The 12,847-nt window shown below is 70.8% G+C and carries 13 protein-coding genes; 4 read left to right on the forward strand and 9 right to left on the reverse strand.

Annotated elements, in window-relative coordinates; genetic code table 11:
- The first annotated feature begins 98 nt into the window (after positions 1 to 98).
- Positions 99 to 1,667 carry a polyprenol phosphomannose-dependent alpha 1,6 mannosyltransferase MptB gene (gene mptB, locus REH65_RS09840; RefSeq protein WP_281457277.1) on the forward strand — a complete coding sequence of 523 codons (1,569 nt, stop codon included), beginning with the start codon at positions 99 to 101 and terminating at the stop codon, positions 1,665 to 1,667.
- Positions 1,668 to 1,911: 244 nt separating this feature from the next.
- Here mptB and REH65_RS09845 read toward each other — a convergent pair whose 3' ends face one another.
- The gene (locus REH65_RS09845) at positions 1,912 to 3,297 is read right to left on the reverse strand and encodes a class II 3-deoxy-7-phosphoheptulonate synthase (RefSeq protein WP_281457278.1); all 1,386 of its coding nucleotides are present in this window, start codon (positions 3,295 to 3,297) and stop codon (positions 1,912 to 1,914) included.
- Positions 3,298 to 3,498: 201 nt separating this feature from the next.
- Positions 3,499 to 4,689: a helix-turn-helix domain-containing protein gene (locus REH65_RS09850; protein WP_406692201.1), complete on the reverse strand. Its 1,191-nt coding sequence runs from the start codon at positions 4,687 to 4,689 to the stop codon at positions 3,499 to 3,501.
- Between the two features lie 93 nt (positions 4,690 to 4,782).
- On the opposite strand from REH65_RS09850, the gene REH65_RS09855 reads away from it, so the two are divergent.
- A complete protein-coding gene (locus REH65_RS09855) occupies positions 4,783 to 5,007 on the forward strand; it encodes a hypothetical protein (protein WP_406692202.1) in 225 nt (74 codons plus the stop codon).
- A 218-nt stretch (positions 5,008 to 5,225) separates the two neighbouring features.
- Here REH65_RS09855 and REH65_RS09860 read toward each other — a convergent pair whose 3' ends face one another.
- From REH65_RS09860 to REH65_RS09880, 5 genes are all read right to left on the reverse strand, one after another.
- Positions 5,226 to 5,699: a PPOX class F420-dependent oxidoreductase gene (locus REH65_RS09860; protein ID WP_406692203.1), complete on the reverse strand. Its 474-nt coding sequence runs from the start codon at positions 5,697 to 5,699 to the stop codon at positions 5,226 to 5,228.
- Between the two features lie 94 nt (positions 5,700 to 5,793).
- On the reverse strand, positions 5,794 to 7,239 hold the full coding sequence (locus tag REH65_RS09865) for an MFS transporter (RefSeq protein ID WP_406692204.1): 1,446 nt from the start codon (positions 7,237 to 7,239) through the stop codon (positions 5,794 to 5,796).
- Positions 7,240 to 7,421: 182 nt separating this feature from the next.
- Positions 7,422 to 8,447 carry a 6-phosphofructokinase gene (locus REH65_RS09870; protein ID WP_281457350.1) on the reverse strand — a complete coding sequence of 342 codons (1,026 nt, stop codon included), beginning with the start codon at positions 8,445 to 8,447 and terminating at the stop codon, positions 7,422 to 7,424.
- Positions 8,448 to 8,601: 154 nt separating this feature from the next.
- On the reverse strand, positions 8,602 to 9,105 hold the full coding sequence (locus REH65_RS09875; protein WP_406692205.1) for a polyadenylate-specific 3'-exoribonuclease AS: 504 nt from the start codon (positions 9,103 to 9,105) through the stop codon (positions 8,602 to 8,604).
- 45 nt (positions 9,106 to 9,150) lie between these two features.
- Positions 9,151 to 9,897 carry a lysophospholipid acyltransferase family protein gene (locus tag REH65_RS09880; RefSeq protein ID WP_281457284.1) on the reverse strand — a complete coding sequence of 249 codons (747 nt, stop codon included), beginning with the start codon at positions 9,895 to 9,897 and terminating at the stop codon, positions 9,151 to 9,153.
- Between the two features lie 246 nt (positions 9,898 to 10,143).
- Here REH65_RS09880 and REH65_RS09885 point away from each other — a divergent pair, with 246 nt between their 5' ends.
- Positions 10,144 to 10,905, forward strand: coding sequence for an alpha/beta hydrolase (locus REH65_RS09885; protein ID WP_406692206.1), 762 nt, complete (start codon positions 10,144 to 10,146; stop codon positions 10,903 to 10,905).
- Positions 10,902 to 11,387, forward strand: coding sequence for a DUF308 domain-containing protein (locus REH65_RS09890; RefSeq protein WP_406692207.1), 486 nt, complete (start codon positions 10,902 to 10,904; stop codon positions 11,385 to 11,387). The genes REH65_RS09885 and REH65_RS09890 overlap by 4 nt, the downstream gene beginning before the upstream one ends.
- 198 nt (positions 11,388 to 11,585) lie before the next feature.
- Here the strand turns inward: REH65_RS09890 and REH65_RS09895 are convergent, their stop codons facing one another.
- Both REH65_RS09895 and REH65_RS09900 read right to left on the reverse strand, forming a co-directional pair.
- Positions 11,586 to 12,500 carry an ROK family protein gene (locus tag REH65_RS09895; RefSeq protein WP_281457287.1) on the reverse strand — a complete coding sequence of 305 codons (915 nt, stop codon included), beginning with the start codon at positions 12,498 to 12,500 and terminating at the stop codon, positions 11,586 to 11,588.
- The gene (locus tag REH65_RS09900; protein ID WP_406692208.1) at positions 12,494 to 12,841 is read right to left on the reverse strand and encodes a hypothetical protein; all 348 of its coding nucleotides are present in this window, start codon (positions 12,839 to 12,841) and stop codon (positions 12,494 to 12,496) included. The genes REH65_RS09895 and REH65_RS09900 overlap by 7 nt, the downstream gene beginning before the upstream one ends.
- Between the last annotated feature and the right edge of the window lie 6 nt (positions 12,842 to 12,847).

Raw genomic sequence — 12,847 nt, forward strand, 5'->3', positions numbered from 1 at the left:
ACCCGGGTTTCGAAGATCAGCTCCGGCCGCCCTCCCCGACGCGATCTGGCCTGGTCAGAGCCGGATGAGCAGGCGCTTGTGGAACTATTGAACGCACAATGGCCCCGAGCGTCTCAGTGGAGTCGGCCCCCGACCGGTCCGAGCGGACCACCAACACGACAGCCGACCCGTTCAGCCCCGGCGGGCGTCTCCCCGGACGTCCGCTGCCCTGGCGCACCATCGCGCTGGGCGCGATCGGTTCCGCGCTGCTGCTGGCCGGCTCGATCGGCGCCGCCGGAACCCTGATCCACGACCCGGTCCTGGGCGACGGCCCGCTGTCGGTGCTGCGCTACGGGCACGGCCGCGACGTCGCCATCACCTCCGTCTACCTCGGCTTCGCCCTGCTCGTGTGGGCGTGGGTGCGGCTCGGGCGCGGCGTGCTCGCCGAGCTGGTCACCGCGCGCGGAGTGCTGTGGGCGACGGCCGCGTGGCTGGCGCCGATCATGGTCGCCCCACCGCTGTTCACCCGCGACGTCTACAGCTACCTCGGCCAGGGCCTGCTGGCGCTGCACGGCATGGACCCCTACGGCGTGGGCCCGGCGATGCTGACCGGGCCGATCCCGGAGAACGTCCACCCCACCTGGCAGACCACGCCCGCGCCCTACGGACCGCTGTTCATCGGCGTGGCCAAGGGCGTGATCCTGCTGGCCGGGCACGACGTGATCGCCAGCGTCATCGTGATGCGCCTGGTGCTGCTCGGCGGCCTGGTGCTGCTGATCTGCGCGCTTCCCGGCCTGGTCGAGCGGCTGGGCGGGCGGCTCCCGGTCGCGCTGTGGCTGGTGGCGGCGAGCCCGATGACCGTGGTGCACCTGGTCGGCGGCCCGCACAACGACATGCTCATGATCGGCCTGCTCGCGACCGGGACGCTGGCGATGCTCAAGGGCCGCAAGGTGCTCGGCATCGGACTGGTGTCGGCGGCGATGGCCGTCAAGGCGACCGCAGGTCTGGCGCTGCCGTTCCTGGTGTGGCTGTGGGCGGAGCGGCTGGAGGGCCCGAGGCTGCGCCGCTTCGTGCACGCCGTGGTGCCCGCGCTGGGCGTGTTCGTGGTGGTCTTCGGCGCGTGCACGGCGCTGGCGAAGGTCGGTTTCGGCTGGCTGTCGGCGCTGTCGGCGCCGGGCATGATCGTGAACTACCTGTCGGCGCCGACGGCCGTCGGCCAGGCCGCGCACACGGTGCTGTCGCTGTTCGGCGAGCTCAACATCTGGCCGATCGTGGGCACCACCCGCACGCTCGGCTCGATGCTGCTGCTGGCGCTGCTGGCCTGGAACTGGTGGCAGGCCCGCGACGGCGGCACCGAGGCCGTGCGTCGCGCGGCGATCGTGCTGTGCTGCGGCGCGCTGCTCTCGCCCGTGGTGCTGCCCTGGTACCTGACCTGGGGCCTGGCGCTGGGCTCGGCGTTCGCGTGGACGCCCCGCGCCCTGTCCTACGTGGTGGGGGCGTCGATCGCGCTGGTGCTGGCCTACTACCCCGACGGCGAGCAGGCGATGTACAACTGGCCGTTCGTCGCGGTCGGCATCGGTGCGGCCGTGCTGGGCGGGATCTCCCTGGTGCGCTTCGACCCGCTCGGCCTCAGCGACCCGATCCGCGACTTCACCCGGGACCTCCGCTCCCCGCAGCTCCGCCGCTAGGAACGACGAAGCGGGGCCCGGACGAATCCGGGCCCCGCTCTCTCGTCAGGCAAGCGGCGAAGCCGCTTTCTCTTTCACCACCTGAGCAACTCGCACCGCCGCGGGTTCTCAGACGTCGTCTGGTGAGGACAGCCGCAGCGCCGTGTATTGGACATACATCAGTCGCGGATCCCGGAACCAGACGGCGTCTGAGGTTCCGCTACCCGCACCGCCAAGCAACGGGAGCGGGAACCCCGTTCACAACTCAGCCGCGCAGCATCTCGGCGACGAGGAACGCGAGCTCCAGCGACTGCTGGGTGTTCAGGCGCGGGTCGCAGGCGGTCTCGTAGCGGCCGGCCAGGTCGGAGTCGGAGATCTCCTGGGCACCGCCCAGGCACTCGGTGACGTCCTCGCCGGTCAGCTCGATGTGGATGCCGCCCGGGTGGGTGCCCAGCCGGTTGTGCACCTCGAAGAAGCCCTGCACCTCGTCGACGACGCGGTCGAAGTGACGGGTCTTGTAGCCGGTGCTGGCCTCGTGGGTGTTGCCGTGCATGGGGTCGCACTGCCAGATCACCTGGTGCCCGGAGGCGGTGACCTTCTCGACGATGTCGGGCAGCACGTCGCGCACCTTGCCGTTGCCCATCCGGCTGATCAGCGTGAGCCGACCCGGCTCGTTGTTCGGGTCGAGCCGCTCGACGTACTCCACGGCCTGCTCGGGCGTGGTCGTCGGGCCGATCTTGAGACCGATCGGGTTGGAGATCAGCTCGGCGAAGGCGATGTGCGCGCCGTCGAGCTGGCGGGTGCGGTCGCCGATCCACAGGAAGTGACCGGACAGGTCGTAGAGCTTGGCCTGGTCACCGCTGGTGTCCAGACGCAGCATCGCGCGCTCGTAGTCGAGCACCAGCGCCTCGTGGCTGGCGAAGAACTCCACCGAGTGCAGGCTGGAGTCGTCGACGCCGCAGGCGTGCATGAAGCGCAGGCCGCGGTCGATCTCGGCGGCGACGGACTCGTAGCGCTCACCCGCCGGCGAGTTGAGCACGAAGTCCTTGTTCCAGTCGTGCACCTTGGTCAGCGCGGCCATCCCGGCGCTGGTCATCGCGCGGGACAGGTTCATCGCGGCGCTGGCGTTGGCGTAGGCGCGGATGAGCCGCGACGGGTCGTGCCGCCGGGCCTCCTCGGTGGCGACCAGCGAGTTGACCATGTCGCCCCGGTAGGACGGCAGGCCGAGGGCGTCGGTGTCGCTGGAGCGCGGCTTGGCGTACTGACCCGCGATGCGTCCGAGCTTGACCACCGGCATGCTCGCGCCGTAGGTCAGGACGACGGCCATCTGCAGCAGGGTCCGGATGTTGCCGCGGATGTGCGGCTCGGTGTTGTCCGCGAACGTCTCCGCGCAGTCACCCCCCTGCAGCAGAAAGGCCTCGCCGCGCGCGACGGCGGCGAGGTGGCGGCGCAGCTGGTCCACCTCGGTGGGCACGGTCACCGGGGGAACGCTCTCCAGCACCTTGCGAACGCTGCCGACCTCTTGGTCCGGCCACGTCGGCTGCTGGGCCGCCGGGCGAGCGAGGGCGTCGTCGAGACGCGCGCGCATCTCCGAGGGCAGCGGAGGCAACTCGGGCAGGTCATCTACGGGGACGTCGACGGTCCAGTTCACACGGTAAAGAATAGGCGCTCGGCGCCACTGGTTTTCCGCCGGGAGCGCAGTCTCACACTCGGACCCACCACGTCCGCTACCGGTCGGCGTCGATTCAGAATCCGCCCACCCCACCACGAGCCCCGCTCATCACACGTCCCCCACCGAACGACCACCCCGACCCGAAACCGGAAAACCCGGCGGGGAACGGCCGACATCGGTTCAGAGCCCGCTCACCCCGGCCCAGCGCGCGAAACCCGTCAGCCCACCGGAAGGCCGCCGCTCCCCGGCGAGCAGCGCCCGCACCGTCTCCCGCACCGACGGATGGGCCCTGACCTGATGCGGGGAGACCCGGCGGGCGGAGTTGAGCTCGTCCAGCGCCCGGTCCCGATTCCCGTGCAACGTCCACGCCCGAGCCTGGTCGATGTGGTGGCGCGCGACGCGCTCCGGCCGCGCGGCGTCGACGATCGACACCCGGGCTCCCCGGCTGACGGCCTCCGTCGCGTCGTAGCGCTCGACCGGGACCGCGCACCAGTGCACGTCGACGTTCAGCTCGCTCGCATCGGTGTTGCAGTACGGCGCCGCCTCGGCTCCCGCCCGGACCAGCTCCCGGGCCGAGCGGACGTGCTCGTCGGCGCGGTCGCCGTCGCCGCCGCGCGCGGCGAGCACCGCCGCCCGCAGGTGCAGCTGCGCCCGGACGCCGAGGGCTCGCGGGTCCGTCCGGTCGGCGACGCGGTGCAGCGCGCGATCGAGCAGCCGCGCACCGGAGGCGTGGTGCCCGGACTGCAGGAACTGGCTCGACCGGTGCCACGCCGAGACCTCTCGGCGGAGCGGATCACCGGTGTCCGGCGCGATCGCCACGTGCCGTTCCGTCGCGATCGCGGCGAGGTCCGGATGCCCGAACCTGCCCGCGACGGACGCGCTCAGCCGGTAGGTGTCGTGCAGCACCGCCCGTGCCCGCTCGCCGTCGTCGGTGCCCGGCGAGGTGTCCCCGACCAGCGCGAAGAGGTGGTGCAGGGCTTGCGGGAGCAGCCGCGCGAGGTCGGCGTAGCGCTGCGCGGCGCGGAGCCGTTCGGCACGGTCGAGCAGCGCCCTCAGCTCAGGCGTGCTCAGCTCGCGGCCGCTGGGCCGCGGATCGTCGAAGGCGTGCAGCGCTTCCCGGAGTTCGGGGATGTCGGCCTGCTCGCTGTGGAAGTCGGCGACGACGTCGGCGATGCGAACCCCGTGCAGCTCCCGGGCATCAACCCCGAACGCCTTCGCGCAGGCCGAGAGGAACGCGGGGCTCGGTGGTGTCCGCCCCTGCTCGACCTTCTTGACCAGGCTCGTGGACACGAAGGTGCGCGCGGCCAACTGCTGCTGCGTCCACCCGGCGAGCTTGCGCAGCACGGCGATCCGAGTCCCGGCGCTCTCCACCCGAGCATTGTCCCCGCGTTGTCCCTCAGGACCGCAAGTGACTCCTAGTGTCATTCGTGCAACGTTACGTAATCAGCAGTGCTGGAGGCACGGATGACCCTCGCCGCGCGCCACTTCTGGCTCCCGGTCGCGGACAACTCGCACGGCTACGGCCTGACCCGCCACGCGTTCCCCGGACGCAGAGCCGACGCCGGCTCCGCCGAACCCGCGCACTGCGGCGAGGTCTTCGCCCTGGCAACTCCGTCCGAAATGGACTGGATCTGCGCCCCCACCTGCCAGACCTGCAACGAAACCCTCAAAGCCGGCCACCCGGGATGACCCGATCACGCCCGTTCTCAGCGACCGGATTGCTCCCGCATTCGGGCCCCCGATTACGGGAGCAATTCGCCCGACGAGCGCGCGGTCCGGTGGTCGTTCGTCGCCAGGGGACAGTTTTAGCCATAATTACCCGGACAATTCGGGCTTTGATCATGGGTGATTATGGCTAGAACTGTCCCGCTCCCGGGCCACGGCGGCACGCGCGGTCCGAGCGCGCGTCAGTAGGTCCCGCCGAGCTTCCGGTGGTCCCAGGTGATGGTTCGGGTGGGGGTGAAGCGGAGGCCGACTCGCTTGGCGGCCCGGCCTCGCATGAGTTCGCGGACCCCTTCGTCCTGAGCCTCGGCTTCGGTGAGCTGGCCGTAGCGGACGGCGATGGCCAGGCCGAGGCGTTCGATCTCGTCCGGCCCTTCGAGGACCTCGACGTCGCACTCCAGCGAAACGCCGCGCAGCTCCCCGTAGTCCGTGCCGGTCTCCAGCAGCAGGGTGGCGCGCGGGTCGCGGCGCAGGTTCACCGTCTTCTGCGAGGTGCCGTAGGACCAGACCTCGATCGTCGTGCCGTTCGGCACGAACCACATCGGCACCAGGTGCGGACGCCCGTCGGACTTCACGCTGGCCAGGATCACCACCCTGCGCTCGCCGATGAACTCGACGATCTCGCCCTCGGACATGGTGATCTGACCGCGCCGCGACATGAGCACTCGCTTCCCGTTGAGCCGGTGGTGCGTCAATCCTGTGCCGCCCCGCCGACCCCGTCAACGTGACAGCATTGCTGTCACGTAACGAAGCTCAGCGCACCGCCACCGCTTCCGCTTCCTGGGCGTCGGCGTCGTAGCCGACGGGTTCCCAGCGCTTGGCGAGGAGGGCGACGAGGCCCATGAGCGGGGCGAGGGCGATCACCCAGAACACGCCGCTGCCCAGGGCCGTGCTCAGGACCGGGAAGAAGAACAGCGCCAGCGTCGAGCCGACGCGCAGCGTGCCCTGGTTGAAACCGAGGCCGGTGCCGCGCATCGACGTCGGGTAGCTCAACGAGGCGAAGCTCATGAAGTGCGCGCCCGGCCCCGAGGCCTGGGCGAACATGAACGCGCCCAGCGCGGCGATCGCGAACAGCACGTAGGCCGTGCCGTCGGGCTCGCCGATCAGCGCCAGCACCACCAGCGAGGCCAGCTGGACGGCGAAGCCGACGAAGGTCAGCCGCCACGCGCCGGCCCGGTTGGCCAGCCGGATCCCCAGCACACCACCGGTGACGGCGAAGACCAGGTTGAGCACCAGCGACGCGCTGATCGTGTTCAGCGCGCCCTGCGCCAGGATGCTCGCGATGATCACCGGCAGCCCGTAGGCGACCGCGTTGTAGCCGAAGGTCTGCGCCAGCCCGATCGTCAGGGCCTGGAAGGTGCGGGCCCGGTAGCGGCGCTCGAAAAGCCGCTTGACCTCGGGAAGTCCCTTGCGCTCGGGCTTGCGCGGGACCTCCGCGCCCTCGGCGACGACGGCGTTCACGCCGTAGGAGCGGGTGAGGATCTCCGCCGCGCGGTGCAGATCGCCGTTGTCGGCCGCCCACGACGGCGACTCGTTCATGTACTTGTTGCGCACCAGCAGGATCACCACCGCGGGCACCGCGCCGAAACCGACCGTGAACCGCCACAGCAGACCGAGGTGGGCCTCCGGGAGCAGGAAGTACAGCGCCATGATCACGACGTAGCAGCCGCTGGTGGCCACGTACCAGGCCGTCGACCAGGACGCGGTGCGCGCGCCCTTGCTGCCCTTGCCGCGCAGCCGGGAGAACTCGGCGAGGAAGGCCATCGCGACCGGGATGTCCATGCCCACACCGATTCCCATCAGGAACCGGCACAGGATCAGCACCTCGGCGTTGGGCGCCAGCGCGCAGCCGATCGCGGAGACGACGAAGAAGAGCATGTCGGCCATGAAGACCCGGTAGCGGCCGAGCCGGTCCACCAGCACGCCGCCGAACCAGGCGCCGAGGATCGCACCCACGCTGATCGACGCCGTCACCGCGCCCGCGCCGAACGAGCTCAGCCCGAACTGCTGCTTGATGTCGGTGATGCCGTAGGCCAGCGACGTCAGGTCGTAGGCGTCGAGGAAGATCCCGCCCAGCGCCAGCAGCACGATCATCTTCGCGTGGCTGCCGCGCGCCGCACCCGAGTTGACCAGTTCTGTGACGTCCTGCGCCGAGCGGATGAGCACCGGCGGGCGCTCGGCGGCGGATTGCGTGGACACGCGGGCTCCTTCGCATGGAACGGGGAACACGGCCGCGGCACCGACGAGGGGCCTGCGAACCGTTCGAACGGCGAAGGAAGAGCCTAACCGGACGAGAACCCTCGTCCACATGCTGGAACGCAGGCTCTCAACCGCGAACCGCCGCCCGACCGGGATCGGAAGGGCGGCGGTTGGATCGGTGATCAGCCGAAGAGGACTTCTGCTTCGGCGAGGCGCTCCTTGGGGACCGTCTTGAGGGAGGCCGTGGCCTCGCGGAGCGGGACGCGGACGATGTCGGTGCCGCGCAGGGCGACCATCTTGCCGAAGTCGCCCTCGGCGACGGCGTCGATGGCGTGCAGGCCGAAACGGGTGGCCAGCACCCGGTCGTAGGCCGTGGGGGTGCCGCCGCGCTGGGTGTGGCCCAGGACCACCGCGCGGGACTCCTTGCCGGTGCGGTGCGCGATCTCGTCGGCCAGCCAGGTGCCGACACCGCCGAGCCGGACGTGCCCGAAGGCGTCCTTCTCGCCGCCGGCCAGCAGCTCCTCGCCGCCCTCCGGGATCGCGCCCTCCGCGACGACGATGATCGGGGCGTACTGGCGCTCGAAGCGCTGCTCCACCCAGTCGACGACGCGATCGACGCTGAACTCCTGCTCCGGCACCAGGATCACGTTCGCGCCGCCCGCCAGGCCCGAGTGCAGCGCGATCCAGCCCGCGTGCCTGCCCATCACCTCGACGACCAGCGCGCGGTGGTGCGACTCGGCGGTGGTGCGCAGCCGGTCGATCGCCTCGGTCGCGATGTGCACCGCGGTGTCGAAGCCGAAGGTGTAGTCGGTCGCGTCGAGGTCGTTGTCGATCGTCTTCGGCACGCCCACCACCGGCACGCCGTCGGCGGTGAGCTTCTCGGCCACGCCGAGGGTGTCCTCACCGCCGATGGCGATCAGCGCGTCGATCCGCTGCTCGGCGACGGTGGCCTTGAGCCGTTCCACTCCCCCGTCGACCTGGTAGGGATTGGTGCGGGAGGAACCGAGGATCGTGCCGCCCCGGTTGAGGATCTCCTCCACCTTGTCCAGCGTCAGCGGCGTCGTCAGGCCGTCGATCGGGCCTAGCCAGCCGTTCCGGAAACCGATGATCTCGTGGCCGAAGACCGAGATCCCCTTGCGGGTCACCGCGCGGAGCACCGCGTTGAGCCCCGGGCAGTCGCCGCCACCGGTGAGTACTCCGACACGCATTCCAGCGGGCATCGCTGTTGCCGCCTCCTCGAATCCAACCCATGAGTGATCCACGTCTCCCCCTCGGAGACAGAGTTTCACGGACTGGATCGGTGCAGCAAGGACTTGGCGCCATTACCCTCCGGTAATCACCGGTACACAGCGAGTGCTCGGCTCAGAGGGGGTAGCCGCGCTTGCGCTGGACCTCCTCGATGACCTTCCAGCGCTCCAGGTTGTGCTTGGCGTCGGCCAGCGCGTCGTCGTGGGCGTTGTCGGGGGCCGACGGCAGCTTCGGCTTGCCGACGTCCTCCCACCGCTGCCGCAGGTCGCGGGTGAACTTGGGGATGCGCGAGGGCAGCGTCGGCATCGGGCCCCACAGCTGGGCCAGCGCCACGTGGTCGTAGGCGGCGTACCAGGCCCACAGCTCGATGTTCCCGTTCCGCGAGGTCAGGAACTTGTAGAGGTCCTCGCGGATGCGCGCCCGCGACTTCCACACCTGCTCGGCCGGCGGCGGCAACTGCGGCAGCACGTGCTGGCGCACCCAGGCGCCCGCCCGGGCGGCGTCGAACTCGGTGGACACCGCGTAGAACTCGCGGCCGGTCTCGTCGACCACACCGATCGACACCAGATCGATGGTCCGCCCGTCCTCGATGAACTCGCAGTCGTAGAAGTACCGCACCCGGGAAGCGTATGCGCCGCTGCTCCCGCGCTCGGGCTCGGCCCGTCAGCCCGCCTTGGACTCCGGCAGCCGGGACGCCGAACTACTGCTCCACCCGCCCAGGTCGTTGCCCTGCGCGGCGAGCTCGTCCTTGACCTTCGCGGCGTAGACGTCGACGTACTCCTGACCGGAGAGCTCCATCAGGGCGTACATGATCTCGTCGGTGATCGAGCGCTCCACGAAGCGGTCACCGGCCATGCCCTCGTAGCGGGAGAAGTCCAGCGGCTCGCCGACCTTGACCACGACCTTGTGCGGCCACCACATCTTGGAGCCGATCGGGTTGACCTTGTCGGTGCCGAACATCGCGATCGGGATGACCGGCATCCCCGATTCCAGCGCCATCCGCGCCACACCGGTCTTGCCCTTGTAGAGGCGGCCGTCCGGGGATCGGGTGCCCTCCGGGTAGACGCCGAGCAGCTTGCCCTCGCTGAGCAGCCGGACGCCCGTGTCGAGCGCGGCCTGCGCGGCGGCACCGCTGGAGCGGTCGATCGGGACCTGGCCGACGCCGGAGAAGAAGGCCTTCTTGAGCTTGCCGCGCACGCCCTTGCCGGTGAAGTACTCGCGCTTGGCCAGGAACGTCACCCGTCGCGGCATCATCAGCGGCATGAAGAACGAGTCCGCGACGGCCATGTGATTGCTGACCAGGATCGCGCCACCGTCGAGCGGAACGTGCTCGACCCCGTCGACGCGCGGGCGGCAGAACAACTTCATGAGGGGACCGAGCAGTAGGTGTTTCATCACCCAGTACATCACGGCGCCGCCGCCTCCTCACGCGTGAAATGGTGCTGTTCAGCCTACGGAGCGCGCACTTTGCGCACAATGCGCACCCGCCCGGAAACCGATCACGTCACACCTGGTATGGACCCCTTCCGGTCGCGCCGGACGCGCGCGGCGAGCCGGTCCCGAACGTCGGCGACGCGTGCGACGATGGGTCCGGCTTGACCGGTGCCGCGGTGCGCATCCGGATTGGGAGGTTCGCGGGTGGGAGGAAGAGGGTCCGTGCTCGTAGGCGCAGAACCGTTCGCGCACGAGGGGTCCGAGGACATCGGCGTGCTGTTGTGCCACGGCTTCACCAGCACCCCGCAGAGCATGCGGGCGTGGGCCGAGCACCTGGCCGAGGCCGGGTTGTCCGTGCGCTGCCCCCTGCTGCCCGGGCACGGAACGCGGTGGCAGGACCTCAACCGCACGACCTGGCGGGACTGGTACAGCGCCGTCGAGCACGCGCTCGACGAGCTGCGCGGCCGGTGCCGGACGGTGTTCGTCTTCGGCCTGTCGATGGGCGGCACGCTGACCCTGCGGCTCGCCGAGCAGCACCCCGACATCGCCGGGATCGTGCTGGTCAACCCGTCGGTGATGACCTTGCGCAAGGAGGCGAAGCTGCTCCCGCTGATCAGCCGCGTGGTGCCGTCGCTGGCCGCGATCGCCGGTGACATCGCCAAGCCCGAGACCGTGGAGCTGGCCTACTCGCGGCTGCCGCTGCGCGGCATGGCGAGCCTGCAGCAGCTGTGGGGCGTGGTGCGGGCCGATCTGGCATCCGTGCGGCAACCGTTGCTTCTGCTGCACTCGGCGGTCGATCATGTGGTGGAGCCGGAGAACTCCGCGATCGTGCTGAACGAGGTGAGCAGCGAGGACGTCACCGAGGTGGTGCTCGACGACAGCTACCACGTCGCGACCCTCGATCACGACGCGCCGCGGATCTTCGGCGACAGCGTCGAGTTCGTGCACCGTGTCCACCGCGAACGGGCCGGGGAGACCGTATGAGCGCGCGCCACAACTCCTCCGACGGTCCGGAGGACATCGATGCCGCTTTCGCCGAGATCGTCGCCGACCTGGAGCGCGACGAGGAGTTCGGCAAGTGGCCCGGCGAGGGCGAGTCCGCCGACGAGTCGGAGACCTCCGGCAGGACCGAGACCCCCAAACCGGCTGAGGCTCCCGAACCGGCCGAGGCTCCCGCTCCGCAGCCCGAGGGCCCGCGCGACTGGACGCCCGGCGAGGAAGAGGAGGAGCACTACGTCCCCCCGGAACCTCCGCCGATGCCGGTCCCCAGCGCGGCGACGTTCCTGGGCATCGGCATCGTGCTGGTCGGCGTGCTGGTGCTGCTGGTGCCCGGCATCGCCGGCATCGGAGCGACGGTGAAGCTCCCGCTCGGCCTGGTGCTGATCAGCGCCGGGATCGGCTGGCTCCTCTTCCGCCTCCGCCGCACACCACCCCACGACGCGGACGACGACGGAGCGCAGGTCTAGCGCTGTTTTTGTGGTCTTTTTGCTTGGCGGTGCGGGTAGCGGAACCTGAGCGCTTCCGTGGACTCCGTGCGCCGCTCCTGATGTATGCCAATACACGGCGTCCCGGCGTACTCGCCACGAAAGCGCCCAGAACCCGCGACGGTGCCAGCTGAGTCCCACACCTGAAACACCGGCTCCCGCCGCGGTTGCACAAGGCGTCTAGCGGACCTTCGGGCCTGTCAGGACATGCTGGCGGGCTATGGCCGCCGCGCCGATCATGGCCGCGGGGTCGCCGTGGTGGGCGACGCGGACGCGGGCGAGCGGGCGGTGGCCGGAGCCGGTGACGGCGGCGGCGTAGTGCTCGCGGGCCCGGTCCAGGAACAGGTGCGCCGAGTCCGAGACGCCGCCCGAGATGACCACGACCTCCGGGTCGTAGACGTCGGCGACCAGCGCCAGCCCCTCCCCCAGCCACCGGGCCAGGTCGTGCATCGCGCGCTGGGCGAGCTCGTCGCCGGCGTCGGCCGCGCGGGCCACGTCGACGCCCGTCGGCAGCCCCGTGGCACCCAGGTCGGCGGCCGTGGCGGCCAGCGCGGTACCGCTGCAGTAGCGCTCCCAGCAGCCCCGCTTGCCGCACGGGCACTCGCGGCCGTCCGGCACCAGGCGCAGGTGGCCCAGCTCGGGGGCGACGCCGAACGCGCCGCGGAAGACCTCACCGTTGATCACCAGCGCCCCGCCGATTCCGGTACCGATGGCCACCAGCGCGGCCACCCGCGCCCCGACGGCGGCGCCGAAGCGCTGCTCGGCCACCGCGGCCGCGTTCGCGTCGTGCTCCAGCACCACCGGCAGGCCCAGTCGGTGGGAGAGCTCGTCGGCGACGGCGACGTGCCGCCACGGCAGGTGCGGCGCGAACCGCACCACCCGCAGGTCCTCGCTGACGAACCCGGCCACGGCCAGGCCCACGCCGTCGACCGGGTAGGTGTCGGTGAGCACCCGGACGGTGTCGGCGATCGCCGAGTTGAGCTCGGCACCCGTCTTCGGGGTCGGCACCCGGTGCGTCCGCAGGATCTGGCCGTGCTCGTCCACCACGGCCGCCCGCGCACTGGTGCCGCCCACGTCCACGCCGATCGTCAGCACACCGCGTCGCTCTCCGCGAGCACCGGGCCCGCGACCCGCTGGACCTGGATGCGCTGCACCTTCGGCTCGGGTTCCTCGTCGGCGGGCGTCTCGTTCGCCGCGTTCCCGGAGTGGTCGACCAGCGCCTGGCGCAGCAGCTGCACGATGCCCAGCAGCTGATCGTTGAGCTCCGGGCGCTGCCCGCGAGCCAGCGCCATCGTCGCGCACAGCGGGCACCAGCCGCAGCCGGCCCCGTCCTGCTCCGGTGCCTGCTCGCAACCGCGCAGGTACTCCTCGGCCTTGCCGGCCAGCGCGTCCAGCAGCAGCCGCAGCTCTTCGAGCAGTCGATCGTGCTCGCGCATCTCGCC

Source organism: Saccharopolyspora sp. ID03-671 (genome assembly GCF_045278815.1).
Classification (GTDB): Bacteria; Actinomycetota; Actinomycetes; order Mycobacteriales; family Pseudonocardiaceae; genus Saccharopolyspora; species Saccharopolyspora ipomoeae.

Bases quoted from the DNA above. Each gene is read 5' to 3' on its own strand.
- mptB (WP_281457277.1), top strand. From the start codon at position 99: ATGGCCCCGAGCGTCTCAGTGGAGTCGGCCCCCGACCGGTCCGAGCGG.
- REH65_RS09855 (WP_406692202.1), top strand. From the start codon at position 4,783: ATGACCCTCGCCGCGCGCCACTTCTGGCTCCCGGTCGCGGACAACTCG.
- REH65_RS09860 (WP_406692203.1), bottom strand. From the start codon at position 5,699: ATGTCGCGGCGCGGTCAGATCACCATGTCCGAGGGCGAGATCGTCGAG.
- REH65_RS09870 (WP_281457350.1), bottom strand. From the start codon at position 8,447: ATGCGTGTCGGAGTACTCACCGGTGGCGGCGACTGCCCGGGGCTCAAC.
- REH65_RS09890 (WP_406692207.1), top strand. From the start codon at position 10,902: ATGAGCGCGCGCCACAACTCCTCCGACGGTCCGGAGGACATCGATGCC.
- REH65_RS09900 (WP_406692208.1), bottom strand. From the start codon at position 12,841: ATGCGCGAGCACGATCGACTGCTCGAAGAGCTGCGGCTGCTGCTGGAC.